Origin of the sequence: Rhizobium sp. T1470 (assembly GCF_042140505.1) — a bacterium.
GTDB classification, from domain to species: domain Bacteria; phylum Pseudomonadota; class Alphaproteobacteria; order Rhizobiales; family Rhizobiaceae; genus Rhizobium; species Rhizobium favelukesii.
In genome coordinates, this window is the sequence record NZ_CP148091.1 from 3,725,318 (window position 1) to 3,751,976 (window position 26,659).

General features: G+C 61.4%; 21 protein-coding genes. 13 read left to right on the plus strand and 8 right to left on the minus strand.

The window, feature by feature from the left end; translation table 11 throughout:
- The first annotated feature begins 20 nt into the window (after window positions 1-20).
- The 4 genes from WGT02_RS18785 to omp10 all read left to right on the plus strand — a co-directional run bounded on the left by WGT02_RS18785 (window position 21) and on the right by omp10 (window position 3,401).
- Window positions 21-389, plus strand: a complete 369-nt coding sequence (locus WGT02_RS18785; protein ID WP_024318274.1) for a DUF4440 domain-containing protein — start codon at window positions 21-23, stop codon at window positions 387-389.
- Window positions 390-398: 9 nt separating this feature from the next.
- On the plus strand, window positions 399-1,274 hold the full coding sequence (locus WGT02_RS18790; RefSeq protein ID WP_208249699.1) for a DUF3445 domain-containing protein: 876 nt from the start codon (window positions 399-401) through the stop codon (window positions 1,272-1,274).
- Window positions 1,275-1,410: 136 nt separating this feature from the next.
- Window positions 1,411-2,862: a homospermidine synthase gene (locus WGT02_RS18795; protein ID WP_208249697.1), complete on the plus strand. Its 1,452-nt coding sequence runs from the start codon at window positions 1,411-1,413 to the stop codon at window positions 2,860-2,862.
- Between the two features lie 170 nt (window positions 2,863-3,032).
- Window positions 3,033-3,401, plus strand: coding sequence for an outer membrane lipoprotein Omp10 (gene omp10, locus WGT02_RS18800; protein ID WP_024318277.1), 369 nt, complete (start codon window positions 3,033-3,035; stop codon window positions 3,399-3,401).
- Between the two features lie 50 nt (window positions 3,402-3,451).
- Here omp10 and WGT02_RS18805 read toward each other — a convergent pair whose 3' ends face one another.
- The gene (locus tag WGT02_RS18805; protein ID WP_197901934.1) at window positions 3,452-4,789 is read right to left on the minus strand and encodes an IS4 family transposase; all 1,338 of its coding nucleotides are present in this window, start codon (window positions 4,787-4,789) and stop codon (window positions 3,452-3,454) included.
- Window positions 4,790-4,995: 206 nt separating this feature from the next.
- On the opposite strand from WGT02_RS18805, the gene WGT02_RS18810 reads away from it, so the two are divergent.
- A complete protein-coding gene (locus WGT02_RS18810) occupies window positions 4,996-6,891 on the plus strand; it encodes a bifunctional UDP-sugar hydrolase/5'-nucleotidase (RefSeq protein ID WP_024318204.1) in 1,896 nt (631 codons plus the stop codon).
- Window positions 6,892-7,014: 123 nt separating this feature from the next.
- Complete coding sequence (gene hemH / locus WGT02_RS18815) at window positions 7,015-8,049, plus strand: ferrochelatase (protein WP_208249696.1); 1,035 nt, start codon at window positions 7,015-7,017, stop codon at window positions 8,047-8,049.
- A gap of 3 nt (window positions 8,050-8,052) precedes the next feature.
- Here the strand turns inward: hemH and queE are convergent, their stop codons facing one another.
- Genes queE through queC form a run of 3 tightly spaced genes read right to left on the minus strand, consistent with a single transcriptional unit; the run spans window position 8,053 to window position 9,853 of the window.
- A complete protein-coding gene (gene queE, locus WGT02_RS18820; RefSeq protein WP_024318206.1) occupies window positions 8,053-8,790 on the minus strand; it encodes a 7-carboxy-7-deazaguanine synthase QueE in 738 nt (245 codons plus the stop codon).
- Window positions 8,787-9,143, minus strand: coding sequence for a 6-carboxytetrahydropterin synthase QueD (queD, locus tag WGT02_RS18825; RefSeq protein WP_024318207.1), 357 nt, complete (start codon window positions 9,141-9,143; stop codon window positions 8,787-8,789). Before queD ends, queE begins: the two co-directional genes overlap by 4 nt.
- Entirely contained in the window at window positions 9,143-9,853 is a 711-nt protein-coding gene (queC, locus tag WGT02_RS18830) for a 7-cyano-7-deazaguanine synthase QueC (RefSeq protein WP_024318208.1), read from the minus strand. The genes queD and queC overlap by 1 nt, the downstream gene beginning before the upstream one ends.
- A 202-nt stretch (window positions 9,854-10,055) precedes the next feature.
- On the opposite strand from queC, the gene WGT02_RS18835 reads away from it, so the two are divergent.
- Together WGT02_RS18835 and WGT02_RS18840 are read left to right on the plus strand one after the other, a co-directional pair.
- Window positions 10,056-11,054: an SPFH domain-containing protein gene (locus WGT02_RS18835; RefSeq protein WP_024318209.1), complete on the plus strand. Its 999-nt coding sequence runs from the start codon at window positions 10,056-10,058 to the stop codon at window positions 11,052-11,054.
- 3 nt (window positions 11,055-11,057) lie between these two features.
- Window positions 11,058-11,513, plus strand: a complete 456-nt coding sequence (locus WGT02_RS18840) for an NfeD family protein (protein WP_024318210.1) — start codon at window positions 11,058-11,060, stop codon at window positions 11,511-11,513.
- On the opposite strand, the gene WGT02_RS18845 is transcribed toward WGT02_RS18840, so the two are convergent.
- Window positions 11,514-12,509 (minus strand): SIS domain-containing protein, encoded by a 996-nt coding sequence (locus WGT02_RS18845; protein ID WP_208249695.1) that lies wholly within the window; start codon window positions 12,507-12,509, stop codon window positions 11,514-11,516.
- A gap of 125 nt (window positions 12,510-12,634) precedes the next feature.
- On the opposite strand from WGT02_RS18845, the gene WGT02_RS18850 reads away from it, so the two are divergent.
- Complete coding sequence (locus tag WGT02_RS18850; protein ID WP_024318212.1) at window positions 12,635-14,158, plus strand: outer membrane beta-barrel protein; 1,524 nt, start codon at window positions 12,635-12,637, stop codon at window positions 14,156-14,158.
- A gap of 66 nt (window positions 14,159-14,224) precedes the next feature.
- Here the strand turns inward: WGT02_RS18850 and galU are convergent, their stop codons facing one another.
- On the minus strand, window positions 14,225-15,112 hold the full coding sequence (gene galU, locus WGT02_RS18855) for a UTP--glucose-1-phosphate uridylyltransferase GalU (RefSeq protein ID WP_024318213.1): 888 nt from the start codon (window positions 15,110-15,112) through the stop codon (window positions 14,225-14,227).
- Window positions 15,113-15,312: 200 nt separating this feature from the next.
- Between galU and WGT02_RS18860 the strand changes: the two genes are divergently transcribed.
- The 3 genes from WGT02_RS18860 to WGT02_RS18870 all read left to right on the plus strand — a co-directional run bounded on the left by WGT02_RS18860 (window position 15,313) and on the right by WGT02_RS18870 (window position 18,591).
- Window positions 15,313-16,536 (plus strand): lytic murein transglycosylase, encoded by a 1,224-nt coding sequence (locus WGT02_RS18860; RefSeq protein WP_024318214.1) that lies wholly within the window; start codon window positions 15,313-15,315, stop codon window positions 16,534-16,536.
- Window positions 16,537-16,597: 61 nt separating this feature from the next.
- Complete coding sequence (locus tag WGT02_RS18865) at window positions 16,598-17,827, plus strand: SGNH family hydrolase (protein WP_208249694.1); 1,230 nt, start codon at window positions 16,598-16,600, stop codon at window positions 17,825-17,827.
- Between the two features lie 131 nt (window positions 17,828-17,958).
- On the plus strand, window positions 17,959-18,591 hold the full coding sequence (locus tag WGT02_RS18870; protein WP_208249693.1) for a nucleotidyltransferase domain-containing protein: 633 nt from the start codon (window positions 17,959-17,961) through the stop codon (window positions 18,589-18,591).
- Window positions 18,592-18,661: 70 nt separating this feature from the next.
- Here WGT02_RS18870 and WGT02_RS18875 read toward each other — a convergent pair whose 3' ends face one another.
- Both WGT02_RS18875 and gltB read right to left on the minus strand, forming a co-directional pair.
- Entirely contained in the window at window positions 18,662-20,116 is a 1,455-nt protein-coding gene (locus tag WGT02_RS18875; RefSeq protein WP_024318216.1) for a glutamate synthase subunit beta, read from the minus strand.
- Window positions 20,117-20,338: 222 nt separating this feature from the next.
- Window positions 20,339-25,063, minus strand: coding sequence for a glutamate synthase large subunit (gene gltB, locus WGT02_RS18880; RefSeq protein ID WP_208249692.1), 4,725 nt, complete (start codon window positions 25,061-25,063; stop codon window positions 20,339-20,341).
- 536 nt (window positions 25,064-25,599) lie between these two features.
- On the opposite strand from gltB, the gene WGT02_RS18885 reads away from it, so the two are divergent.
- Window positions 25,600-26,649, plus strand: a complete 1,050-nt coding sequence (locus tag WGT02_RS18885; protein WP_024318218.1) for a low specificity L-threonine aldolase — start codon at window positions 25,600-25,602, stop codon at window positions 26,647-26,649.
- Window positions 26,650-26,659 lie beyond the last annotated feature (10 nt).

Below are 26,659 nucleotides of genomic sequence, written 5' to 3' on the forward strand. Positions count from 1 at the left end.
CGCACCAACGTGGCAGTGGCATGAGCGACCTCAGCGAGCATCTTCAATCTCTGGAACAACGGCTGTTCGAGCCGGAGGTGCGCAATTCGCGCCCTGCGCTCGAATCTCTTCTCTCGCCCGACTTTCGGGAGATCGGCGCTTCCGGCGGCCTGTATCTTTATGAGGAGATCATCGTCGCCCTGCTCGCCGAGCCGCCGGATGGAACAACGCGCACGTTGACCGATTTCGAGATGCAATTGCTCTCACCCGACCTGGCGCTCGTCACCTACAGGGCGGCGCGGTCCACCACGAGCGGCCCACCCATCAGATCGCTGCGCAGCTCCATCTGGCACCATGATGCCCGCGGTCAGTGGCGGATGGTCTTCCATCAGGGGACGTTGACGGCATAGAGTGCGGTCATGACGCTTCCGGCCTACACGCCCTATGACGGCTCCGCCCGCCCGTTCACCATCGGCTTGATGCCACTCGATCTTGCCCGATGGATCGAACCGGATGGCGATTGGGGCCGCTATACCGGTGAAAAGCGACGACTGATCGAGAGCCATCGCGACGAGATCTTCGTCGCCAAGAAGGAGACCGCGGAGGCGCAACAGGAGGTTTTCGATCTCCTGCAGGTTCACCTTTCAGAATGCCATCCGGAGCTCGCCCACAACATTGCCGATGCCGCCGACCGGGACGCGCCTGCCTTGCTGCGCGCCGGACTGCTGGTGCAGGACGATCTCGTCATCATGCGTCGCGAGGAGGACGGCTGGCATCTCGTCGCCGGCTTCGTTGCCTTCCCGTCTTCCTGGTCGCTTAAGGAAAAGTTCGGCCGCCCGATGCAGGCAATCCACGCCGATGTGCCGGGTTTCGGCGAAGGGACGCGCAATGCGGCGCTCATCACCCGCATCTTCGACAATCTGCAGGTCTCGCAGCCGGTCGAGCGGCTGAACTGGTCCGTCAACGTCACCGACGATCTCTTCCTGCCGCTTTCCAAGCACCGTCGCCCGCCGTCTTCCGAACCGTTCACGCTTGCCGAGCGCTTTGCGCGCGTCGAGCGTCAGACACTGCGCAGGCTGCCGGCGTCGGGCGATATCCTCTTCACCATCCGCGTCTATGTCGATCCCATCGCGGCCATCGCCCATCATCCGAATGCCGGCAAACTCGCCGCAAGTTTCGCCGCGCAACTGGATGGCCTCTATGAGCAGCAGGCGGCCTACAAGGGCCTGACCTTGCAGAAGGCAGAGCTTACCGCCAAGCTTCGGGCGCTCTTAGACGCCCTCTTTCCTGACTGATATTTGTCTTCCCGGCCCGAACGCTCTTTATTGTGACGTGGTTTTATGGTTAGAGCCGGTCACTTCGCATAATCTGCGCCATTTCAGATGAATTCTTAGGGCTCATCGCCTTCGTCGCCTTCCACAGGAGAAAAGAATGACGGAAAAGACCCACCCGGTATATGCCGAAATTACCGGCCCGATCGTGATGATCGGCTTTGGCTCCATCGGCCGCGGCACGCTGCCGCTGATCGAGCGCCACTTCAAGTTCGACAAGAGCCGGATGGTAGTCATCGACCCGCGCGACGATGCAGATCACACCGAAATCATGGCAAAGCACGGCGTCAGGCACATCAAGTCGCATGTCACCAAGGACAACTACAAGGAGCTGCTGAAGCCGCTTCTGACCGAAGGCGGCGGCCAAGGCTTCTGCGTCAATCTTTCCGTCGATACCGGGTCGGTCGACCTGATGAAGCTCTGCCGCAAGCTCGGCGCTCTCTACATCGACACCGTCGTCGAACCCTGGCTCGGCTTCTATTTCGACAAGAGCATGAAAAATGCCGACCGCACCAACTACGCGCTGCGCGAAACCCTGCGCAAGGAAAAGGCGAAGAACCCGGGCGGCGCGACCGCCGTTTCGACCTGCGGCGCCAACCCGGGCATGGTCTCGTGGTTCGTCAAGAAGGCCCTCGTCAATCTTGCAAACGATATCGGCCTGAAGTTCGAGGAGCCGGATCAGCACGACCGCGAAGGCTGGGCAAAGCTGATGAAGAAGGTCGGCGTCAAGGGCGTCCACATCGCCGAACGTGACACGCAGCGCACCAAGCACCCGAAGCCGCTCAACGTCTTCTGGAACACCTGGTCGGTCGAAGGCTTCATCTCCGAAGGCCTGCAGCCGGCCGAACTCGGCTGGGGCACTCACGAAAACTGGATGCCGAAGAACGGCAAGAAGCATAAGAAGGGTTGCAAGGCGGCAATCTACCTCGAGCAGCCGGGTGCCAATACCCGCGTTCGCACCTGGTGCCCGACGCCCGGCCCGCAGTACGGCTTCCTCGTCACCCACAACGAGTCGATCTCGATCGCGGATTACTTCACGGTTCGCGACAAGGATGGCGAAGCGACATTCCGCCCGACTTGCCACTACGCCTATCATCCGGCCAACGACGCCGTGCTGTCGCTGCACGAAATGTTCGGCAATGGCGGCACGTCGCAGCCCGTTCACCACGTTCTCGATGAGGACGAACTGGAGGACGGCATCGACGAACTCGGCGTCCTGCTCTACGGCCACGAAAAGAACGCCTACTGGTACGGCTCGCGTCTGTCGCTGGAAGAAACCCGCCGTATCGCTCCTTACCAGAACGCCACCGGCCTGCAGGTGACCTCCGCTGTTCTCGCCGGCATGGTCTGGGCGCTCGAAAACCCGGACGCCGGCATCGTTGAAGCCGACGAGATCGACTACAAGCGCTGCCTCGAGGTGCAGACGCAATACCTCGGACCCGTCGAAGGCCACTACACCGACTGGACGCCGCTGGACGGTCGCCCGGGACTCTTCCCGGAAGAGATCGACACCAAGGATCCGTGGCAGTTCAAGAACATCCTCGTTCGTTGATCTTAGCCCGCACCACATCCGAAGTTGCCCGCCGCAAGGCGGGCATTTTTGTAACGCTTGCTGTATAAATGCCGCCGCCTCTAGCTGGAGACTTGCCTTCCCGCCGAGCCCGCGCCATGTCTTTCCACAACCACACGGATAGTTTTCGTTCCGATCGCCGGGAGAAGCTCATGAAAATCAGAACCCTCGTTGCCCTCGTCGGCGCTGCCGCAGCCTTGGCTGCTTGCACCATGTCGTCGCCACGCCCGACGCCGGTCGCCGCAAATCCGGCACCAACGGGCGTTGAAGGCTCATGGGCGGATCCGAACGGCATCATCTCGACCTTCCAGTCGGGAACGTTCACCACCCGCACGACCGACAGCAACCAGCTTCTCGCTTCTGGCACCTATGTGAACACCTCTCCGTCGCTCGTCGAGATCAACATGACGTCGCTGGTGCGCAAGACGCAGTCCAAGGTCAACTGCGCGCTGGTGGCCCAGAGCCAGTTGAACTGCACCTCGGATGCCGGGGCGCAGTTCACCTTGACGCGCCGCATGTAAAGGTCCACCGACACCGAACGACGAAAGCTCCCCTTTGTGGGTAATGCAGTTCACTTAGGTTTGCTTACGGCTCTTATCGGGTATCTGGCAGGCAGTTTTTTGACGACACGGGGGCATGATCGCCCCCGTTTTTCTGTCAGCAGCAAGTCTGCCAATCTGTTTCTCAATCTGGTGAGGTGGGCGGGGATTTTGCCGGGTGCTTCGATCGCCATCCATCCCCATTCGTGACGCAGGTAATGCAGGGCTGTGATAAAGCTTAGTCGGGTTGGCTCGACTTGGGCTTCGGTCGCGACCTCTGCCATTTCGAGCCGCACCAGATTGTAGGCCAGCAACGCGCCCCAGACCTCCTGATAGACAGTCTCCGGCGTGCCGCTTCGCAGGGTCAGTTCGCTACCGAGAAGCTCCTGCTTGAGTTCGCGATAACTTGTCTCGATGCGCCATCGCTCTTCATACTGATGGACGATTTCGCTTGCCGGATAAGTTTGTCTGTCCATCAGCGATGTCAACAATATGCGCTTTTTGCCATGGCTGGTGGTCGTCTCGATGGCCCTGACCTCCCAGAAGGCCGGCAAGTCCGGTTCTGCCTGCCGCGCCTGGGGCGAGACCTTCATGCGCACCCGATAATCGGTGGGGTGCGGATCCAGTCGTTCCCATGTGCTGTTGGCTTTGGCCGGAATCAGCCAGTGACGCTCATGTCCCTTCGTCTGCAATTGCAAGAGAAGGCTGGCACTGAAGAAGCCCTTGTCGAAGACCGTCAGCGAATGGTCCGGAACCCGGTCGAGCAGGCTTTTGGCATAGAGCATCTCGTTTGTGCCATAGGCTCCGAACACCGCATCACGCACCAGATGCGTCGCCAGCGCCGTCAGCGTCAGCAGCCGCAATTGCGGATAGCTTGCGACAACACCAGACGCGTAGGCCTGCGCTCCAAAATGCGCCCGGTTCTCCGGGCTGTCGGACGTCCGCAGCGTGCTGCCGTCCACGGCATAACGACAAAGACCCCGCCAGGCACGCCCGGATTGGTGGCGTTCATCCCAGCATGATGCACTCATTGCAAACAACTGCGCCAACGGTGCCTGACCCAAGCGCTGCCGTGCCTGTGTCAACGCGCTCTTGGCAATATCCGCGTTGACCTCATCGGGCAAAACCAGATCAAGATGGGCCACCACCTCCGGGATCGACTGATGACGATAAAGGGCCAACGCAATCACCAGCCAGACGACCTGCTCGGCTGGCAGCTTGCGCTTGCGGATGCTCGCCTTGCCTGTCGTGGCGAGAGCCTGAGCGATCCAGTCCGGGTCGATCGCCTGCGAAAGAGCCGATAATTCGGCCGAATGTCCAAGGGTGCGTGACATCACAAACAAAAACAGGATGGGAAAACGAATCCCCATCCTGAACCATCAAACTTGCCCGCAGCTCACTAAGTGAACTGCATTAGGCCTTTGTGGGAGCTTTTTTGTTTGCCGCTCTTGGAAAGCGTCGAGGCTGTCACAGCTTTTTCTCTTGCCGCCGCTAGTGCTAGGTGGAAACATCGATCACGCAGGGACGGCGCAGCCGCAGGGGTCAAAGGCTTCGCCCAAAAAATCAGGAGAGCAGGATGACGAAATCATTTCAATTCGGTCTGCTGACCGCGTCGATGCTGGCGCTGTCGAGCGGCGCCGCTTTTGCCGATTACGAACTCAATATTCTTCATATCAACGATTTCCATTCGCGCATCGAGTCAATCAACAAGTTTGATTCCACCTGCTCGGCCGATGAAGAGGCCAAGAAGGAATGCTTCGGGGGGGCGGCGCGCTTGAAGACCGCGATCGACCAGCGCCGACAGGCTCTCGATGGCAAGAACGTGCTGCTGCTCAATGCCGGCGACAATTTCCAGGGCTCGCTTTTCTACACGACATACAAGGGTGCGGCCGAAGCCGAAGTGCTGAACGACATGAAGTTCGACGTGATGACCGTCGGCAACCACGAGTTCGACGACAGCGAGGATGGCCTGGCAACTTTCCTCGACAAGGTGCAATTCCCTGTCATTTCAGCCAATGTGTTGGCCGGCGACGGCTCGAAGCTCGGCGACCGCATCAAGCCTTCGCTGGTGCTCGACGTCGGCGGCCAGAAGATCGGCATCGTTGGCGCCGTGACCAACGACACGGAGGAACTCTCCTCGCCCGGTCCCAAGGTGATGATCGCCGACGACGTGCAGACCATCACGGCAGCCGTCGAAGACCTGAAGAAGCAGGGCGTCAACAAGATCATCGCTTTGACCCATGTCGGCTATCCCCGCGACCTCGCAGCCATCGCCAAGATTCCTGACGTGGATGTCGTCGTCGGCGGCCATTCGCACAGCCTGCTGTCCAACACCGACCCGAAGGCCGAGGGGCCCTACCCGACGATGGTCGACAATCCCGGCGGCTACAAGGTGCCGGTGGTCCAGGCCGCGTCCTACAGCAAGTATCTCGGCGACATCGTCGTCACCTTCGATGACAACGGCGTCGTCAAGGGAGCCAAGGGCGACCCGATCCTGATCGATTCCTCCTTCATGCCCGATCCGACGCTGACCGCCCGGATCGCCGAACTTGCCAAGCCGATCGAGGAGCTGCGCGAGAAGGTCATCGGCTCCAGCCAGGCCCCGATCCAAGGCGACCGCACCGTGTGTCGCGTCGAGGAATGCTCGATGGGCAACCTCGTGGCCGACGCCATGCTCGACCGCGGCAAAAGCCAGGGCATGAGCATCGCCATCCAGAACGGCGGTGGGCTGCGTGCCTCGATTGATGCCGGCGACGTCACGCAGGGCGAAGTCATCACCGTGCTGCCGTTCCAGAACACGCTTGCGACCTTCCAGCTGACGGGCGCCGATATCCGCAAGGCGCTCGAAAACGGCCTCGGCAAGATCGAGGAGGGCGCCGGCCGCTTCCCGCAGGTGTCGGGCCTGAAATACACGTTCGACAAAGCCAAGCCCGCTGGCAGCCGTGTCGTATCGGTCAAGGTCAAGGAAGGCGATGCCTTCGTGCCGCTCGACGACGCGAAGAGCTATGGCGTGGTCACCAACAACTTCATGCGCGCAGGTGGCGACGGCTATTCGATCTTCGAGACGGCCGGTAAGAACGCCTACGACTTCGGGCCGGACCTTGCCGACGTGACCGCCGAATACCTGGCCGCGCACTCGCCCTACAAGCCCTATACGGACGGCCGCGTGACACAAGTTGCGGCCTCCGGAACCGAAGCGCCGGCAACCACCGAGGCCGCGCCTGCTGCGCCTGCCTCCCCGGCGGCATCGCAACCCGCCACGGCTCCGGCAGCACCCACGGCCGAAGCTCCCGCTGCGCTTGCCCCGAACACGCCGACCAACCACGTCATCGCGGCTGGCGATACGCTCTGGGATCTTGCCGAGCAGTTCTACGGTGACGGTGCGCTCTGGACGAGGATTTCCGAGGCCAACGGCACGCCGGCGCCACGCCATCTGACGATCGGCAAGGAACTGCAGATTCCGTCGAAGTAAGACGATTTGTCTCGATCCTGAAAGCCGGTCCGGGGTTTCCCGGGCCGGCTTTTGTTCCTATAGGGTGACCATCGAAGCCCGGCCGCATACGAGCCGGCAGACCAGACGAGCACCGGGGTTCAAATGACTGTTGATACTGCGCACCGCCCGGCGGACCATCCGCCCGTGAAATCAGGCAAGGTGGGCGTTTTGCTCGTCAATCTGGGCACGCCCGATGGCACCGACTACGCCTCCATGCGCCGCTACCTGAAGGAGTTCCTGACCGACAAACGCGTCATCGAATGGTCGCCCTGGAAGTGGTATCCGATCCTATTCGGCATCGTTCTCAACACGCGTCCGCAGAAAGTAGGCAAAGCCTATGAGACGATCTGGAACAAGGACAAGAACGAAAGCTATCTGCGCACCTACACCCGCAACCAGTCCAATCTGATGGCCGAGCGCCTGAAGGATCTGCCCAACGTGAGAGTCGACTGGGCGATGCGCTATGGCACGCCTTCTATCGCGTCCCGCATCCAGGCGCTGAAAGACGAAGGCTGCGACCGCATTGTTCTCTTCCCGCTCTACCCGCAATATGCGGCCGCAACGACAGCGACGGTCAACGACAAGGCCTTCCAGAAGCTGCTCAAGATGCGCTGGCAGCCGGCGCTTCGCACCGTCCCCGACTACCATGACGACGAGACCTATATCGAGGCTCTGGCCAATTCGGTCATGAACCATCTGGCGGCGCTGGATTGGCAACCGGACATGGTGCTTGCCTCCTTCCACGGCATCCCGCTCTCCTATTCAGAGCAGGGCGATCCCTATTACTGGCAATGCCAGAAGACCGGCCGGCTGCTGCGCGAACGGCTGGGGCTGCCGGAAGACAAATTCATGGTGACCTTCCAGTCCCGCTTCGGGCCTGAAGAGTGGCTGCAGCCCTACACCGACAAGACGGTGGAGAAACTTGCACAGGACGGCGTCAAGAAGATCGCCGTGCTGAACCCCGGCTTCGTCTCCGACTGTCTGGAGACGTTGGAAGAAATCGCCGAACAGGCCGCCCACTCCTTCCATGCGCACGGCGGCAAGCAGTTCACCCACATTCCTTGCCTCAACGACAGCGAGGACGGCATGCGGGTGCTGGAGAAAGTCGTCCGCCGCGAACTGCTCGGCTGGGCTTGATCGTCAGACGCCGCGCTTGTTGCCCCAGAGCAGAACGTGCAGCTGGGGCAGCACCCGTGCCTCGAACCACCGGTCCTCGGTGACCTTGTCGACGAGCCACAGCATCCTGTCCATGATGCCATCGATGTCGACGCGCGCATCGTCGTCATCAGGCGGCGGTGGCGTGTGGTTCCCCGGCTGCAGATAGACGGGCAAATCGGGATAGCGGGTGGCCGCCTCGCGGGCATAGGCGTAGTCGCGATCGTCGAAAACGACGATCTTCAGGGCGATCTCAGGTCCATCGGCGGCCATCCCGAGACAGTTCTCGAAGGCATCGAAGTCAGTTGCCATGCCGCTCGAGGGCGGCTTGGGGCTCAGCACCAAGACATCGAGATCGGCAAACCATTCCTTGGCGACGCTGCCCTGCGTCTCCAGCGCGAACCTATAGCCTCGCTCATGCCCGTGCGCGATCAGACCGCCAAGCGGCTGGATCGCCGGATTGCCGCCGGAGAGCGACACCATCAGCGGCTTGCCCCCGGAGAGCCGCGTCACCTCTGCCCATATGCCATCGACCGTCATGGGCAGCCACTGTTCGCGATACGCGCTGTCGACCGCATGCAGGCTGTCGCACCACGAACAGCGATAATCGCAGCCGCCGGTGCGAACGAAGACGGTCGGCAGGCCGATCAGAATGCCTTCCCCCTGGATCGTCGGCCCGAAGATCTCGCTGACGCGGATCTGCGTCTCGCGAGCCCCGCTCATGGCCGGTATTCCGCCCAGGTCTTCGGCGTTTCACTGACGCGCACGGCCGAGGTTTCCGGTAGCCACTCTTTGCACCAGTCGTAGAAGTGCTTGGCGAGATATTCCGACGTCACGCGGTCATGGCCGAACACCTCATTCAGGTGCCGATGGTCGAAGCGCTCGTCGATGTAGCGCTTCAGCGGCGAAAGCTCGTGATAGTCGCGCACGAAGCCGTTCTCGTCGAGCTCGGCAGCCGCAAGCTCCACGACCACGATGTAGTTGTGTCCGTGCAGCCGCGCGCACTGGTGATCGGCGGGCAAATGGGTCAGCTGATGCGATGCGGAGAAGTGGAACTCCTTGGTGATGCGAAACATCACTTCACCTCCCTGGCCGAATAGCCTGATGTTGCCGCCACCCAGAAATCCGGATCCTCGTATTCCGTGGGATCGGCAACGCCAGCAAGATGAAAGGCCTCACGCCGCTCCACGCAGGTACCGCAACGCCCGCAATGGCGTGTACCGCCCTTGTAGCAGGACCACGTCTCGGCAAAGGGCGTTCCGTATTTCGCGCCATCGGCAACGATATCGGCCTTCGAGATGTTGACGTAAGGTGCATGCAGCGAGACGCTGGCGTAGCCGTCAAGCGCCTGGTTCTGCATTTCCTGGAAGGCGTCGATGAAGCCCGGACGGCAATCGGGATAGATGAAATGATCCCCGCCATGCACGGCAACGGCCACGGCATCTGCCTTTTGAGCCGCGGCAAGACCAAAGGCGATTGCCAGCATGATTGCGTTCCGGTTCGGCACCACGGTCGCCTTCATCGTCTCTTCGGCATAGTGGCCATCTGGCACGTCGACGTCGTCGGTCAGCGCCGATCCCGTCAGGTGCCGCCCGATGGTGCGGATATCGATGATCTGGTGTGGCACGCCGAGCCGCTTGGCGCAGGCTGTGGCAAAGTCCAGTTCCTTGCGGTGTCGCTGTCCGTAATCGAAGGAAAGCAGGCCGATAAGCTGATGCTCCGCCGCCACGCGATGGGCGAGCGAAATGGAGTCCAATCCGCCGGAGCAGATGACGATAGTCTTCATGATGAGGATCCCTTGTTTTGACCGGGTGGGCTGCGACCGGTATTTCCTGCTCGCCTTCTAGGCCAAAGCGACCCCGTTGTGAATAGCCAACCGACATCCCATATCGAATCCATGACCAAGCGGTCTCGCCTGTTGAAGATACTGGCGTTTCAGGTCGGCTGGTCTAAGGTTGTGTCCGTCGATTCTATCGCGGGGGAGTTTTATGGTTCTGGGCGGCTTTGATATCGTCGTTATTGCGCTGGTGGTGTTCGTCATCCTGGTCCTGTTTGCCGGGATCAAGACGGTGCCGCAGGGCTACCGCTACACGATCGAGCGCTTTGGCCGCTACACCCGCACGCTGGAACCCGGCCTCAACCTGATTACCCCCTTCATCGAGCGTGTCGGCGCCCGCATGAACGTCATGGAGCAGGTTCTCATCGTGCCGACGCAGGAGGTAATCACCAAGGATAACGCTTCCATTTCGGCCGACGCCGTCGCCTTCTTCCAGGTCCTCAATGCCGCCGAGGCCGCCTATCAGGTCGCGCAGCTCGAGAATGCCATTCTGAACCTGACGATGACGAACATCCGCACCGTGATGGGCTCCCTGGATCTCGACGAGTTGCTGTCGAACCGCGACGTGATCAACGACCGCCTTCTGCGCGTCGTCGACGATGCTGTGCAGCCCTGGGGCATCAAGGTGACGCGCGTCGAGATCAAGGACATTCAACCGCCGCGCGACCTCGTCGACGCCATGGCACGGCAGATGAAGGCCGAGCGCGAGAAGCGCGCGCAGGTGCTTGAGGCCGAGGGCGCCCGAAATGCTCAGATCCTTCGCGCCGAAGGCGCCAAGCAATCCGCCATCCTCCAGGCCGAGGGCCAACGCGAAGCGGCCTTCCGCAACGCGGAAGCTCGCGAGCGCCTCGCCGAAGCAGAAGCCAAGGCGACGAAGATGGTGTCCGAAGCGATCGCATCAGGCAATGTCCAGGCCATCAACTATTTCGTTGCGCAGAAATATACCGAAGCGCTTGCCTCGATCGGCACCGCCACCAATTCCAAGGTCGTGTTGATGCCCGTCGAGGCGTCCTCCCTCATCGGATCGCTCGGCGGCATTGGCGCGATTGCCAAGGAGGTCTTTGGCGACAATCCGACTCCGCCGGCGCCGCGCCCAACGCAGCGCACCACACCGCCCGTCAACCCTTTCAACCCGACCACGGAGCGCTGAGCCATGATTGCCAGCCTTGTCGCGGAACTCGGACCCTGGAGCTGGTGGATCGCCGGCCTGGTGCTGCTGGCGGCAGAGTTGATCGCACCGGGCTTCTTCCTCGTCTGGATCGGCCTTGCTGCCTTGGTCGTCGGCGTGCTGTCGCTGCTGTTCTGGGACAGCAGTTTCTGGTTCTGGCAGGTCCAGGCCATCCTGTTTGCGCTGCTTGCCGTCGTGGCAACGTTCATCGGCCGCAAACTGACCCTGCGGCACGGCGAAACGGATCAGCCTTTTTTGAATCAGCGGGCCGAAAGCCTCGTCGGGCGCACCGCAACGCTGGCGGAGCCCATTCGCGAAGGGCGCGGCCGCATTCGCCTCGACGATACGGTCTGGCGCGTCAGCGGCCCGGACCTGCCAATCGGCACCAAGGTAAAAGTGGTAGCAAGCAGCGGCCGCGATCTAACCGTGGAAGCGGCCTGATCAGGCCACTCCGATCCGCAGCAGATCATGGAAGTGCACGAGCCCGATCGGGCGGTTTTCGTCGTCGACGACGATCAATGCGCCGATGCTGTGCTGGTTGAGCATCGCAAGCGCGGCCGTTGCAAGCACCGTCGGCTTCACCGTCTTTGGCGTGCGCGTCATGATGTCGTCAACCAGCAGCTCGGAGAGATTGCGCGTGAGGTTGCGCGCCACGTCGCCTTCGGTAACGATACCACAGAGACGGCCGTCCCCTTCCACGATCCCGACGCAGCCGAAGTGTTTGCGCGAGAGTGTCGAGATGGCTTCCGGCACCGACGTCCCCTTCGCCACCAATGGCACGCGATCACCCGTATGCATGATGTCGGCGACGTGGCTGAGACTCGCACCGAGCTTGCCGCCTGGGTGGAAGACATGAAAATCGCGGGCAGAAAAGCCGCGCGCGTCGAGCAGGGCGATTGCCAGCGCATCGCCCATCGCCAGCTGCATCAAGGTCGACGTTGTCGGAGCAAGGCCATGCGGGCAAGCCTCCTCCTCGTTCGGCATCAGCAGGATGATGTCGGCGGCAGTCGCGAGTGACGATTTCTCGGAACAAGTGACGGCAATCAGCGGAATCGAAAAACGACGCGTATAGGCGACGATGCTGCGAAGCTCAGCGCTTTCTCCGCCCTTGGATAGGGCAAGAACGACATCCGTCGTGCCGATCATCCCGAGATCGCCATGGTTGGCCTCGGCAGCGTGGACGAAGAACGCCGGCGTTCCCGTTGAAGCCAGTGTCGCCGCGATTTTCACGCCGATATGGCCGCTCTTGCCGACACCGGTAACGATGACGCGACCGGTGATCCCGGTGATCGTCTCGACGGCGCGCATGAAAGACTCGGTAAGGCCGTCGTCAAAAGCTCGCTCCAGGGCTTCAAGCGCCCGCCTCTCGGTGCCGATCGTCCGCTTTGCAGACTCAAGAACACCGTTTTCGATGACATTTACCGCTCTTTTGATCATGGCACTGCGTTAGCGGTTTTCACCGGCCGAGTCCATCGGCTGATCCTCAAGGCATGCCGTCGCAACGAATGGTTAACCACAAGCCTTTACGTTCGGGTAACGCTTCGAAGCATGCCAGGATCGACATGGGCCATAGGAAGGATACGAGCAGTCTAACGCCGCTCCGTGCGGCGGGCTTTGCCGTATCCATGGCTCTGACGGTAGGCGTTCTCCTTGCTCCCCAAGCCGCATTTGCGCAGTCGACGCCGGCCCCAAACAGCTCGATACGCTCGTCCACTACGCTGCCTGCTGCGGCGACCGAGGATGAAGGCGATATCCCAAAACCGTCTGACGGCACCACGTCAGCGGCTGATAATGCAGCGCAAGGAACCACCGCCGCCGCCATTGCAGCGCCCGATCAGAAGCCGAGCGATGAAACCACCGGGGCGATCCTTGATGAGGACATGATACGCCTCAACACGCGCGAGGCGCCGCTCGACGAGCGGCTGCCGCCCCGCAAGCCGGAGCCGAACCCGGCAACCGAGGAAACGCCCGGCATCCGCATCGGAACCTTCGTGCTGCGCCCCACCGTCACCCAGAGCATCAACACCGAGACGCAGAAGGATGGCGGCGTCAAGCAGACGCGCGCGTTCCTCGAAACCGACATGCACACGACGCTGACGTCGGACTGGGCCTTGCACCAGCTCTTGGTGACCACCGAAGGCGCCTGGCAGAAGAACGTCAGCGGCGAAGGCGAAGAACAGCCTGATTTCAGGATCTTCGGCGATCTGCGCCTTGATCTTGCGCAGGACACGACGGCGCACATGAGCGGCGGCTACCATTTCTACCGCGAAGACACCGATGATCCCAATGCCGTGCAGAACGCGGACAAGCAATCGGACGTCCAGGAATTCAGTGCCGGCGCCTCGATCGAGCGCGACTTCGGCATCCTGCGCGGCAGTACCGGCATCGGTCTGAGCCGCGCGATCTATTCCGACGCCACGTTGTCGGACGGCACCACTATTTCACTAGGCGACCGCAACCAGACCAGCGGCACGATCCGCGGCCGTATCGGCTACGAGCTTTCTCCCGCGCTCATCCCCTTCATCGAGGCCAATGTCGGCACGACGGTCTATGACGAGAGAGTTGATTCCGCTGGCTACCGGCGGTCGGGGGATAGCTATGGCGCCAAGGTCGGCGTCGAGCTAGATATGGGCGAAAAGCTTCGCGGCGAGGTTGGCGTCGGCTACGAGACGGCCACCTTCGACGATCCGCGCCTTTCGAATATCGACACGGCCGTGGTGGACGCTCAACTCCTTTGGTCGCCGCTCAGAGGCACCGACGTTAACATCGGCCTGTTGACAAGCATCAACCCATCGACGACCGCCGGTGAATCCGGCTACGTTTCCCATGCCTTGGCGACGGGCCTCACGCATCAGCTGCGTGATAACCTGACAGGCACGGTGCTTGGCGGTATTACATTCCGCGATTACCCCGCGGATAGCTCGACCAGCGACGAAACGGTCTACACCACCAGCGCCGGTCTGATCTGGAATATCAACCGCTACCTCGATCTGACCAGCACGATCGGCTACGAACTGACGGCTCGCAAGACGAGCAGCGACTCCGAGCAGTGGCGAGCCGGTGTCGGCCTCAAACTGAAGCGCTGAAACGAAATCCGCCTCCAAGTGGGAGACTTGAAGGCGGACGCAATTCGCTTAAGCAGCGGGCCTGCTTCAGAGGCCCTTCAGCAGTTCCTTGAAACCGCCCTCGACGGTTGGGCGGATGTCGGCACGCTCCAGTGCGAACGCTACGTTCGCCAGGATGAAGCCGTCCTTGGCGCCGCAGTCATAGGTCGTCCCGCGGAAGTGATAGCCTGCAAAGGCCTGGTCCTTCAGCAGCTTCAGCATGCCGTCGGTAAGCTGGATCTCGTTGCCGGCACCGCGTTCCTGCGTCTCGAGGATCTTGAAGACCTCAGGCTGCAGGATGTAGCGGCCGTTGATGAAGTAATTCGACGGCGCTGTACCCTTGGCCGGCTTCTCGACCATGCCGGTGATGCGGAAGCCATCCCCGATCGCCTCGCCGACGCCGACGATGCCGTATTTGTGGGCCTGATCGGGCGCGCACTCTTCGACAGCGACGATGTTGCCGCCGCTCTGGGCATAAAGATCGATCATGCCCTTCATGCAGCCCTTGCCTTCGCTTTTCATGATCATGTCGGGCAGCAGCAGCGCGAAAGGCTCATTGCCAACGATCTCGCGGGCACACCAGACGGCATGGCCGAGACCGAGCGGCTCCTGCTGGCGGGTGAAGCTGACCGTACCAGCCTTGGGAAGTTGGCCGGCAAGCAGGGTCATTTCCGCCTGCTTGCTGCGCTCGCGCAGCGTCTGCTCGAGCTCGAAGTGGATATCGAAGTAGTCTTCGATAATGTGTTTGTTACGACCGGTGACGAAAACGAAATGCTCGATGCCCGCTTCCAAAGCCTCGTCGACCACATACTGAATGATCGGTTTGTCGACGACAGTCAGCATTTCCTTCGGCACGGCTTTCGTGGCCGGGAGAAAGCGAGTCCCGAGACCCGCAACCGGAAATACAGCTTTGCGAACTTTTTTATGCTCTGCCACACAATCCTCCTGCGATGATTACACCGCTTGAAATAAAAGGCATTTTTGATTGGACTAGATGAGATTTGCTACCGTTTTGCAAATGGTGACTGCGTTCCTGCGTCATGGTAAAGAATTTGTTGACTTCGTTCAGGTAGTCTCAGGCCTGAGCGGAACTTCGCGCTCTGCTGTGCCTGAAACGAAAGGACGGATGACCGCCGATGACTCAAAATCACAGAAACTCCCTTCGTGGTCTTGCTATCGTACTCATCGTGACCGCGTCCGCCGGTCTGGCTCCCCTCAACGCGAAAGCCGATCAGCGGTTCCAGAAGTGGATCGCGGACTTCTACCAAACTGCCGCTCAAAATGGCATCAGCAAGGCAACATATCGCAAAGCCTTCTCAGGCGTCAGCGATCCGGACCCGACCGTGCTCGAGAAGGCAACCTATCAGCCTGAATTTACAACGAAAATCTGGGACTACGTGGATTCCCGTGTAAATCCGTACACGGTTCAGATCGGCCGTCAGATGGCTGCCAAGCATGCCTCGACACTGAATGCGATCCAACGCCAATTCGGTGTGGACAAGACGATTCTCCTCGCCATCTGGTCGATGGAGTCCAACTATGGCGCAGTTCTCGACAAGGATGACCGCCTGCATTATGTGCCGCGCGCTTTGGCGACGCTCGCCTACGCCGACGAACGCCGCGCGAAATTCGCCAAGAAGCAGCTGATCGCCGCACTGAAGATCCTGCAGAACGGCGATATCTCCCCGGATGGCATGACCGGCTCCTGGGCGGGCGCCATGGGCCATACCCAGTTCATTCCGACAAGCTACCTGCTCTACGCGGTCGACGCCGACGGCAACGGTCATCGCGACATCTGGAACTCCGTGCCCGATGCCCTGGCGACATCGGCCAACCTGCTGATGAAGAACGGCTGGGACGCGGGCAAGACCTGGGGGTACGAGGTCGTCGTACCGCCGAACGCGCGAAAGCAGGTCGGTAAGACTCACTCGCTGGCGCAGTGGGCCTCCCTCGGCCTGACACGGCCCAACGGCAAGGGCTTCCGCGAAGGCGGCAGCAACGCCGTCCTCAAGATGCCGGCTGGCGCCGATGGCCCGGGCTTCCTGATGACCAGCAATTTCTTCACCATCAAGAACTACAACGCCTCGGACAGCTATGCGATCGCCGTCGGGCTGCTGGCGGACGAGATCGCCGGCTATGGCGGCATGAAGCAGCGCTGGCCGCGCCCGGGTGGCACGCTCGACGTCAAGGAGAAGTTCGAACTGCAGACGCGCCTGAAGACGCTCGGCTATTATGACGGCGAGGTCGACGGCAACTTCGGCAGCGGATCGAAGGCAGCCATTGCGGCGGTCCAGGCCCGTATTGGAATGCAGCAGGACGGCGAGCCATCGCTGCCGCTCTTGAACGCGCTTCGCAAATAAGAAGAATAAATCGACGACATGTATCTTGGGGTGTGGACGCGCCTTCCTGCTCCATGCGAGAATGCCGGCAGATGCGAGGCTGCTGACTATGCGTAAACGAGTAAACCGGGCAACGCGCTGCTGGGGTGCGATCGGCGCCGCGACACTGGTGCTTGTCTTCAGCGCGCTGCCGGTACACGTGGCTAATGCGCAGGAGCGCTATTACTATCGCCGCTCCATTCTCGACTTCTTCCTTGGTCGTCGCTACATCCAGGAATATCCGCGACAGGCACCGTCTCAGAACGCGCCGCAGCGACAACCTGCGCCGAAGAGGAAGGCGGCGCCGAAGGCGGCCGCAGCGCCACGCCCAGCCGCTCCCGTGGTCGTTGAAGAGAAGGTAGTCGAGAAACTTGTCAACGCTCAGAAGATCCTTGTCGTCGGCGATTTTCTCGCCGGCGGTCTTGGCGTCGGCATGGATGCGGCGTTCAAGGATTCTCCCGGCATCCTCATCGAGACGCACAGCAACGTCGCCTCCGGTCTGGTGCGAGACGACTACTATGATTGGCCGCAACAGCTGACAAAGTTCATGGACGAGGCGAAGCCCGCCATGGTCATCGTTATGCTTGGCGCGAATGACCGCCAGCAGATGGTGACGGATGTAGGCAAGGAAAAATTCAGGACCGACGGCTGGTATGTCGAATATCAGCGCCGTGTCGTAGACTTCGGCAAGCAGGTCACCAGCCGCAAGATCCCGCTCCTGTGGGTCGGCCTGCCGGCCTTCGATTCGCCTGCGATGACGGCCGATGCAGTGCAGCTCAACCAGCTGTTCCGCAAGCAGATGGAGAGCGTCGGCGGCGAGTTCGTTGACATCTGGGATGGCTTCGTCAGCGAAGGCGGTGAATTCATTGTCACTGGCTCGGATATCAACGGCCAGCAGGTGCGCCTGCGCACGTCAGACGGAATCAACTTGACCGAGGCCGGCCGGCGCAAGCTCGCCTTTTATGTCGAGAAGCCCGTGCGCCGCATCCTCGGCATTCAGGCAAGCCCCGACCTCGTCCGGCTTGACACGGGCAATGCGCCCACGCTCGACGCTCTCGCAACACCGGGCCGGACCGAACCGATCAGCCTGTCCGACCCGAACCTCGATGGCGGCGCGGAGCTTCTCGGCGGCAGAGCCCTGCCGGTCAGCGTGACCAAGTCACCGCGCGACATGCTGGTTCAGGACGGCGAGATGGCGCCTCCCCCCGCCGGCCGCGTCGATGACTACCGCATGACGCCGATGAAGCCCGCGGCGCAGGTTTCCATCAAATAGGCAACGTCAGGCGAAAGCCCGTCCTTGATCTCAGCGGCGGACTTGGCTGCTGCTCGTTTTGTGAAACTGACCACCCGTGCGGAAACCTCCGCCCTAGCGAGCACCCGACAGCGCAGACGGAGACAAACGTCATGCAATCACAAATGCCGATTGATCACGGCGCGTGGCCCGCTTGGCATCCCGCGGAACTGGCAGCCCGGCTGAGCGCTGTCTCAAGGCGGTGGTGCATTGTTGGCGGATGGGCGCTCGACCTTTGGCACGGGCATCAGACCCGCGAGCACGAGGACCTGGAATTTACCATCCTGCGGCAAGATTTCGGCATCTTTCGCGATGCTCTGAAAGGCATGGAATTCGATACCGCTGGAGATGGCGTTGTCGAGTACCTGCCAGCAGACGAGGAGCCACCGGCAGCAATCTCGCAGATATGGTGTCTGGACATGGAGGAGCGGCGCTGGCGCGTCGACATGATGATCGAGCCGGGAACGCTCGACACCTGGATCTACAAACGACAACCTGCCATTTCCCGCCCGCGCGACGAGATGGTCGATACGACGGCTGAAGGTATTCCCTATTTGAAGCCGGCTGCCGTCCTTCTGTTCAAGGCGAAATACGGACGCCCCAAGGATGAAATCGACTTCGAGAGGGCCTTGCCGAGGCTGCCGGTTTCGGAACGTCGGTGGCTGAAAACCTCGCTTGCGGCATGCCACCCCGGCCACGAATGGTTGAAGGGCCTGCAAGAGCCGCCGATGACGCTCGCGCAGTAGTGATCCGGAGTCCATGGAATGAAAAGGGCCGCACAAAGCGGCCCTAACTCCATTCATCAAACGGCATTGCTTACCGCGGTAGAACCGTCGAGCCCATCAGGGCTTCATCGATGGCGCGGGCGGCCTGGCGGCCTTCGCGGATCGCCCAGACGACCAGCGACTGGCCGCGGCGAACGTCGCCTGCCGTCCAGAACTTGTCGACCGAGGTCTTGTAGTCGCGGTCATTGGCAACGACGTTGGTCGAGCCGCGGCGGTCGGTATTGAGCGTCAGCTTACCGTCGAGCTCCTTCAGCACACTGTCCTTGAACGGACCACTGAAGCCGATCGCGATAAAGGCGAGGTCGGCCTTGATGATGAATTCCGTGCCCGCGATCGGCTTGCGACGCTCGTCGACTTCGCAGCACTTCACGCCGGTCAGCACGCCATCTTCGCCGACGAACTCGAGCGTTGCAACCTGGAACTCGCGAATGGCGCCTTCCGCCTGTGAAGACGAGGTGCGCATCTTCGTCGCCCAGAACGGCCAGACGGCGAGCTTGTCTTCCTTCTCCGGCGGCTGCGGGCGAATGTCGAGCTGGGTAACCTTCACGGCACCCTGACGGAACGCCGTGCCGACGCAGTCGGACGCGGTATCGCCACCGCCGACGACGACGACATGCTTGGCGCCTGCAAGGATCGGGTCAGACGCCCAGCCGACGCTGTCGATGTTTTCGCGGCCGACGCGCTTGTTCTGCTGCACAAGGTACGGCATCGCATCGTGGACACCGGCAAGCTCGATGCCCGGAATGCCTGCTTCGCGGGGCGTTTCCGAACCGCCGCAATAGAGCACGGCATCACAATCCGAAAGCAGCTGCTCGACCTTCACGTCGACGCCGACATTGACGCCACAATGGAAGGTGACGCCCTCGCCTTTCATCTGCTCGACGCGGCGATCGATGAAGTTCTTCTCCATCTTGAAATCAGGGATGCCGTAGCGCAGCAGGCCGCCGGGCTTCGACTCGCGCTCGTAGAGGTGAACGTCGTGGCCGGCGCGGCCGAGCTGTTGCGCAGCCGCCATGCCGGCAGGGCCGGAACCGACGATCGCCACCTTCTTGCCCGTGTGCACCGTGGCCGGCTGCGGGCGGATGAAACCGAGCTCGTAGGCCTTGTCGGCGATCGCCTGCTCGACCGTCTTGATCGCAACCGGCGTGTCTTCAAGGTTTAGCGTGCACGCTTCCTCGCAGGGGGCGGGGCAGACGCGGCCGGTGAATTCCGGGAAGTTGTTGGTCGAATGCAGGTTCTGGATCGCCGCTTCCCAGTTGTTGTTATAGACGAGGTCGTTCCAGTCAGGAATCTGGTTGTGCACCGGACAACCGGTCGGCCCATGGCAATAGGGGATGCCACAGTCCATGCAGCGCGCTGCCTGTTTCTGTACTTCCTGGTCCGACATCGGGATCGTGAATTCGCGGAAATGCCGGATGCGATCCGAGGCAGGCTGATACTTCGCCACCTGCCGGTCGATTTCCAGAAACCCTGTGACCTTACCCATATTTTCGTCCCTTACACTCATGACCGCCTCGCCTGCGGCCAGTTGTCCATCGTCAGCCTCGACAGCGGAGGCAGGTTGCTTCTTTCGACCGTCATCAAGCATATCCCTTGAGTGCCATCCACGCGTCTGCGCTGCCTTAGGCTGCTGCCGATCTGTGGGTCATTGAGATACTTCGGTCATCCGCCGCGCCGGCGTTCACCAGCGCAACGGAAGTAAGCGTAATTACTCGGCCGCAATTCCCATGCGGGCGCGTTCCATTTCTTCCAGGGCACGGCGGTACTCGACCGGCATGACCTTGCGGAACTTCGGACGGTAGTCGACCCAGTTGTCCAGGATCTGCTTGGCGCGGGTCGAACCCGTGTAGTGCAGATGGTTGGAGATCAACTGGTAGAGACGCTCTTCGTCGTGGCGCGTCATGTCACCCGAAACGTCGACGCGTCCCTTGTGCATGAGGTCGCCGCCGTGGTGATGCAGCTTCTCCAGCATGTCGTCCTCTTCCGGAACCGGCTCGAGTTCGACCATCGCCATGTTGCATCTTTTGGCAAAATCGCCGGCTTCGTCGAGCACATAAGCCACGCCGCCGGACATGCCGGCCGCAAAGTTGCGGCCCGTTGAGCCGAGTACGACGACGACACCGCCCGTCATGTATTCGCAGCCGTGGTCGCCCACGCCTTCGACGATGGCGATCGCACCGGAGTTGCGGACCGCGAAGCGCTCGCCCGCGACACCGCGGAAGTAGCACTCGCCTTCGGTCGCACCGTAGAGCACGGTGTTGCCGACGATGATGGAGTCTTCCGCGACGATCTTCGAATTCTCCGGCGGCCGGACGATGATCTTGCCGCCCGACAGGCCCTTACCGACATAGTCGTTGCCGTCACCGATCAGGTTGAAGGTGATGCCGCGCGCTAGGAAGGCGCCGAACGACTGCCCGGCAGTGCCCCTGAGCGTCACGTTGATCGTGTCGTCCTTGAGGCCGCGGTGGTTGTAGCGCTTGGCGACTTCCCCGGAGAGCATCGCACCGGCCGAACGGTCGACGTTCTTGATGTCCACTTCGAAGGCAACCGGCGTCTTCGAGGTCAGCGCCGGCTGCGCCTCCTCGATCAGCTTGCGGTCAAGAATGTCGTCGATCGGGTGCTTCTGGCGGGTCGTCCAGTAGGTTGCATCCTTCGGCGCCTCGACCTTGTGGAAGATGCGGCTGAAGTCGAGACCCTTGGACTTCCAGTGCGCCAGCATTTCGTCCTTCTCGAGCAGCTCCGAAGCGCCGATGATGTCATCGAGCTTGGTGAAGCCGAGCGAGGCGAGGATTTCGCGCACTTCGTTGGCGACGAAGAAGAAGTAGTTGACGACGTGCTCGGGCGTGCCCTTGAAGCGCTTGCGCAGAACCGGGTCCTGCGTGGCAACGCCGACAGGACAGGTGTTCAAATGGCACTTGCGCATCATGATGCAGCCGGCAGCGATCAAAGGTGCCGTCGCGAAGCCGAATTCGTCGGCGCCGAGAAGCGCTCCGATGATGACATCGCGGCCGGTCTTCAGGCCGCCGTCGACCTGCAGGGCAATGCGCGAGCGCAATCCGTTCAGCACCAGGGTCTGCTGGGTTTCGGCAAGGCCGATTTCCCACGGGCTGCCGGCATGCTTCAGCGAGGTCAGCGGCGATGCGCCGGTGCCGCCATCGAAGCCGGAGACCGTGATGTGGTCGGCGCGCGCCTTGGCAACGCCGGCCGCAACCGTGCCGACGCCGACTTCCGAGACGAGCTTGACCGACACATCCGACGTCGGGTTGACGTTCTTCAGGTCATAGATCAGCTGCGCCAGATCTTCGATCGAATAGATGTCGTGATGCGGCGGCGGCGAGATCAGGCCGACACCCGGAGTCGAGTGGCGGGTCTTGGCAACCGTCGCGTCAACCTTGTGGCCAGGAAGCTGGCCGCCTTCGCCGGGCTTGGCACCCTGCGCCACCTTGATCTGCAGCATATCGGCATTGACCAGATACTCGGTCGTGACACCGAAGCGTCCCGATGCGATCTGCTTGATCGCCGAGCGTTCCGGGTTCGACGAACCATCCGGCAGCGGCATGTAACGGTCGGATTCTTCACCGCCCTCGCCGGTGTTGGACTTGCCGCCGATCCGGTTCATGGCGATCGCCAGCGTCGTGTGTGCCTCGCGGCTGATCGAGCCGAAGGACATGGCACCCGTCGAGAAGCGCTTGACGATATCGACCGCTGGCTCGACCGCGTCGACCGAGACCGGCTTGCGACCGATCTCTTCGGCGCTCTTGATGTTGAAGAGGCCACGGATCGTGTTCATGCGCAGCGCCGAGGTGTTCACCATCTCGGCGAACTCGCGGTAGCGGTCTTCGGCATTGCCGCGAACGGCATGCTGAAGCGTGGCGACCGCATCCGGCGTCCAGGCATGGCTTTCGCCGCGCATGCGGTAGGCATACTCGCCCCCGATGTCGAGCGTCGTCGCCAGCAGCGGATCCTTGCCGAAGGCGGAGGTGTGACGCGCAACAGTCTCTTCGGCGATCGCGGCGAGATCGACGCCTTCGATCATCGTTGCCGTGCCGAAGAAGTACTTGTCGACCAGCTCCTGCTGCAGGCCGATCGCATCGAAGATCTGGCCGCCGCAATAGGACTGATAGGTCGAGATGCCCATCTTCGACATGACCTTGAGGATGCCTTTGCCGACCGCCTTGATGTAGCGGTAGACGACTTCGCTGGCGTCGACTTCCTTCGGGAACTCGCCCTTGGCATGCATGTCGAGCAACGTGTCGAAGGCAAGGTAAGGGTTGATCGCTTCGGCGCCATAGCCTGCGAGCAGGCAGAAGTGGTGCACTTCGCGCGGCTCGCCGGTTTCGACGACGAGACCGACCGAGGTGCGCAGCCCTTTACGGATCAGGTGATGGTGCACGGCAGCCGTCGCCAGCAGCGCGGGAATGGCGATGCGGTCCGGGCCGATCTGGCGGTCGGAGAGCACGATGATGTTGTAGCCGCCCTTGACCGCGGCTTCGGCGCGCTCGCAGAGACGGTCGAGCATTTCGGGCATGCCTTCGGCGCCGCGTTCGACATCATAGGTGAAGTCGAGCGTCTTGGTGTCGAAGCGGTCTTCCGTATGACCGATCGAGCGGATCTTTTCCAGATCGCCATTGGTCAGGATCGGCTGGCGCACTTCCAGGCGCTTGGCGTTCGCCATACCCGTATGGTCGAGAATGTTCGGACGCGGTCCGATGAACGAGACGAGGCTCATGACGAGCTCTTCGCGGATCGGGTCGATCGGCGGGTTCGTGACCTGCGCGAAGTTCTGCTTGAAGTAGGTATAGAGCAGCTTCGACTTTTCCGACATCGCCGAAATCGGCGTATCCGTGCCCATCGAACCCACGGCCTCCTGACCCGTGGTCGCCATCGGCGACATCAGGATCTTGGTGTCCTCGGTCGTGTAGCCGAAGGCCTGCTGGCGGTTGAGCAGTGAAACGTCGCGGCGCAGCGCACGCGGCTCGACCGGCTTCAGGTCTTCGAGGATCAGCTGCGTGCGATCCAGCCAGCTGCGATAGGGATGTTTGGTGGCAAGCTCGGACTTCACTTCCTCGTCGGAAACGATCCGGCCCTTTTCCATGTCGATCAGCAGCATCTTGCCCGGCTGCAGGCGCCACTTCTGGACAATGTCCTCCTCCGGCACCGGCAGCGTGCCGGCTTCAGATGCAAGGATGACGCGGTCGTCATTCGTGACAAGATAGCGAGCCGGACGCAGGCCGTTGCGGTCGAGCGTCGCGCCGATCTGCTTGCCGTCGGTGAAGGCGACAGCCGCCGGTCCGTCCCACGGCTCCATTAGCGCAGCGTGATATTCGTAGAATGCCTTGCGCTCGGCCGCCATCGACTGGTTGCCCGCCCAGGCTTCCGGGATCAGCATCATCACGGCATGCGCCATGGAGTAGCCGCCGCGCACGAGGAACTCGAGGGCGTTGTCAAAACAGGCCGTATCGGACTGGCCTTCATAGGAGATTGGCCAGAGCTTGGAGATGTCGTCACCGAAGAGCGGCGAAGAAACCGAGGCCTGACGTGCCGCCATCCAATTGACGTTGGAGCGCAGCGTGTTGATTTCACCGTTGTGGGCAACCATGCGGTAGGGGTGCGCCAGCTTCCACGACGGGAAAGTGTTGGTGGAGAAGCGCTGGTGCACGAGGGCAACCGCGGACTCGAAACGCGGATCCGACAGGTCCTTATAGTAAGCCCCCACCTGGTAGGCCAGGAACATGCCCTTGTAGACAACGGTCGCCGACGACAGCGACACCGGATAGAAGTTGCTCTCCTCGCCATCAAACTCGTCGTAGATGCGGTTGGAGATCACCTTGCGCAGCGTGAACAGGCGACGCTCGAACTCGTCGTTGGTCGCAGCATCCTTGCCCGCACCAATGAAGACCTGCACATGATGCGGCTCGGTCGCGGCAATCTCGGGCGCCTTGGAAAGCGAGGAGTTGTCGACGGGCACATCGCGGAAGCCGAGGAAGACCTGACCTTCCTCGACGATGACGTCCTGGATCACCTTCTTGAAGTGCGCGATCTGCTTTTCGTCGCGCGGCATGAAGATGTGACCCATGCCGTATTCGCCGACCTTCGGCAGCGTGATACCCTGCCTGGCCATTTCCTCGCGGAAGAAGCGGTCCGGGATCTGCACGAGGATGCCAGCACCGTCGCCCATCAGCGGATCGGCGCCGACGGCACCGCGGTGCGTCAGGTTCTCGAGAATAAAAAGACCGTCCTTGACGATCTGGTGCGATTTCTGACCCTTCATATGGGCGACGAAGCCGACACCGCAGGCATCATGCTCGTTGCGCGGGTCGTAAAGTCCCTGTTTTCGCGGCAGGCCGGAGGCGAATTTACGCGTATTGGCCGTCGCACGCGTCGTTGCCGCTGCGAACTGGTCAAAACCCGTGGATGGCGTCTTCGTCATCATTCCCTCCTGTCAGAGCCCGCGAGCTGCGGGCGGCTTCTTGTCCCGCGTCGCCCCTGATCCTAGGTTCGGCGCGTGACAGCTCTGTTGCATTATCGAAGATCCGGTCGCCGGCGGCAGGCTCTCCAGGGAAAGCAACCGTTGCGCTCCCGCGCCTGCCATCCGCCTCCGCACGCGGGCTTCTGCCCGCATTTGAAGAACTATAGCGTGAAACCCCACGAGTGTAAGGTTTTTTGGCGCCTCTTCGGCCATCGCGGCCAAAATAGGACAGCAACCCTGTCCTAATTCACTCGATCTATGCCAGAAACATCCCGCCCGCGCAAGAGCGTTGAATCAAAAAATCGTCGATTGGCGACAGAATATTACCACATAGGTAGACATCGAGACATAAAATTACGCAACTCCGCATTATTTTGTTTATTGATTGCTTAGGTAAATTTTTGTGATGGATTCCACGCCGCCCCTTTGACCCGCCCAGGCGATAGCGTAATGTCGCCGCCCGAACCTGATCCCCACCACGTCCCAAGCGGTCTCCTTTCATGTATTTTGCATCCGACAACTGGGCAGGCGCCCATCGATCCATCGCCGAACGTCTGCTCCGGGAATCCGACGGCTTTGCCGCGGCCTATGGCGCAAGCGATCTCGATCGGCGCGTCGAGCGACGCTTTGCCGAAGTCTTCGAGCGCGAGGTCGCGGTGCTGTTCGTCGGCACAGGCACGGCGGCGAACTCGTTGTCGCTTGCCAGCGTCCAGCGCCCCGGCGGAATCACGTTTTGCCATTCCGAAGCGCATGTGATCGCCGACGAATGCGGCGCACCCGACTTCTTCAGCGGCGCCCGCCTGCTCGGCGTTCCCGGTGCAGAAGGAAAGATCGATCCGGCAAAACTCAAGGAGAAGATTGCAGCCTTCCCGCAGACCGCCGTACAACACGGGCGGGCAACGGCTGTGACGATCACCCAGGCAACGGAGGCCGGTACGGTCTACACGCTGTCGGAAATCGACGAAATCGCCGCAATCGCCCGGAGAGATAAGCTACCCCTCCACATGGACGGTGCACGCTTTGCCAACGCCCTCGTCTCCCTCGGTGCAAGCCCCGCTGAGATGACCTGGAAGCGCGGCGTAGACATGCTGTCCTTCGGCGGCACGAAGAACGGTTGCTGGTGCGCGGAGGCAATCGTCTTGTTCAATCCGGAACAGGCCAAGGAGATGCCGTTCATCCGCAAGCGTGCGGCCCAGCTTTTCTCCAAGTCACGCTTCATCGCCGCCCAGTTCGATGCCTATTTCGAGAACGATCTCTGGCTCGACCTTGCTCGCCATGCAAACGGCATGTCCGACCGCCTGCGCGCCGGCATTGACGCAAGCAACTCGGCTCGCCTCGCGTGGCCGACCTCGGCCAACGAAGTCTTTGCAGTCATCCCGAAGAGCGCGGCCAAAACCGCCGAGGAGAAGGGTGCGAAATTCTACGAGTGGCCAGTGCCGCCGGCAACGCCCGAGCTCGTCGGCCCAGGTGAGACGCTGGTCCGACTGGTTACCAGCTTTGCGACGACAAAGGCAGACGTCGATGGCTTCCTGGGCTGCCTCGCGGACTGAGTTGTCGGGC

Excerpts from the sequence above, each read along its gene's own strand:
- WGT02_RS18785 (WP_024318274.1), top strand. The coding sequence starts at position 21 with ATGAGCGACCTCAGCGAGCATCTTCAATCTCTGGAACAACGGCTGTTC.
- WGT02_RS18790 (WP_208249699.1), top strand. The coding sequence starts at position 399 with ATGACGCTTCCGGCCTACACGCCCTATGACGGCTCCGCCCGCCCGTTC.
- WGT02_RS18795 (WP_208249697.1), top strand. The coding sequence starts at position 1,411 with ATGACGGAAAAGACCCACCCGGTATATGCCGAAATTACCGGCCCGATC.
- omp10 (WP_024318277.1), top strand. The coding sequence starts at position 3,033 with ATGAAAATCAGAACCCTCGTTGCCCTCGTCGGCGCTGCCGCAGCCTTG.
- WGT02_RS18805 (WP_197901934.1), bottom strand. The coding sequence starts at position 4,789 with ATGGGGATTCGTTTTCCCATCCTGTTTTTGTTTGTGATGTCACGCACC.
- WGT02_RS18810 (WP_024318204.1), top strand. The coding sequence starts at position 4,996 with ATGACGAAATCATTTCAATTCGGTCTGCTGACCGCGTCGATGCTGGCG.
- hemH (WP_208249696.1), top strand. The coding sequence starts at position 7,015 with ATGACTGTTGATACTGCGCACCGCCCGGCGGACCATCCGCCCGTGAAA.
- queE (WP_024318206.1), bottom strand. The coding sequence starts at position 8,790 with ATGAGCGGGGCTCGCGAGACGCAGATCCGCGTCAGCGAGATCTTCGGG.
- queD (WP_024318207.1), bottom strand. The coding sequence starts at position 9,143 with ATGTTTCGCATCACCAAGGAGTTCCACTTCTCCGCATCGCATCAGCTG.
- queC (WP_024318208.1), bottom strand. The coding sequence starts at position 9,853 with ATGAAGACTATCGTCATCTGCTCCGGCGGATTGGACTCCATTTCGCTC.
- WGT02_RS18835 (WP_024318209.1), top strand. The coding sequence starts at position 10,056 with ATGGTTCTGGGCGGCTTTGATATCGTCGTTATTGCGCTGGTGGTGTTC.
- WGT02_RS18840 (WP_024318210.1), top strand. The coding sequence starts at position 11,058 with ATGATTGCCAGCCTTGTCGCGGAACTCGGACCCTGGAGCTGGTGGATC.
- WGT02_RS18845 (WP_208249695.1), bottom strand. The coding sequence starts at position 12,509 with ATGATCAAAAGAGCGGTAAATGTCATCGAAAACGGTGTTCTTGAGTCT.
- WGT02_RS18850 (WP_024318212.1), top strand. The coding sequence starts at position 12,635 with ATGGGCCATAGGAAGGATACGAGCAGTCTAACGCCGCTCCGTGCGGCG.
- WGT02_RS18860 (WP_024318214.1), top strand. The coding sequence starts at position 15,313 with ATGACTCAAAATCACAGAAACTCCCTTCGTGGTCTTGCTATCGTACTC.
- WGT02_RS18865 (WP_208249694.1), top strand. The coding sequence starts at position 16,598 with ATGCCGGCAGATGCGAGGCTGCTGACTATGCGTAAACGAGTAAACCGG.
- WGT02_RS18870 (WP_208249693.1), top strand. The coding sequence starts at position 17,959 with ATGCAATCACAAATGCCGATTGATCACGGCGCGTGGCCCGCTTGGCAT.
- WGT02_RS18875 (WP_024318216.1), bottom strand. The coding sequence starts at position 20,116 with ATGGGTAAGGTCACAGGGTTTCTGGAAATCGACCGGCAGGTGGCGAAG.
- gltB (WP_208249692.1), bottom strand. The coding sequence starts at position 25,063 with ATGATGACGAAGACGCCATCCACGGGTTTTGACCAGTTCGCAGCGGCA.
- WGT02_RS18885 (WP_024318218.1), top strand. The coding sequence starts at position 25,600 with ATGTATTTTGCATCCGACAACTGGGCAGGCGCCCATCGATCCATCGCC.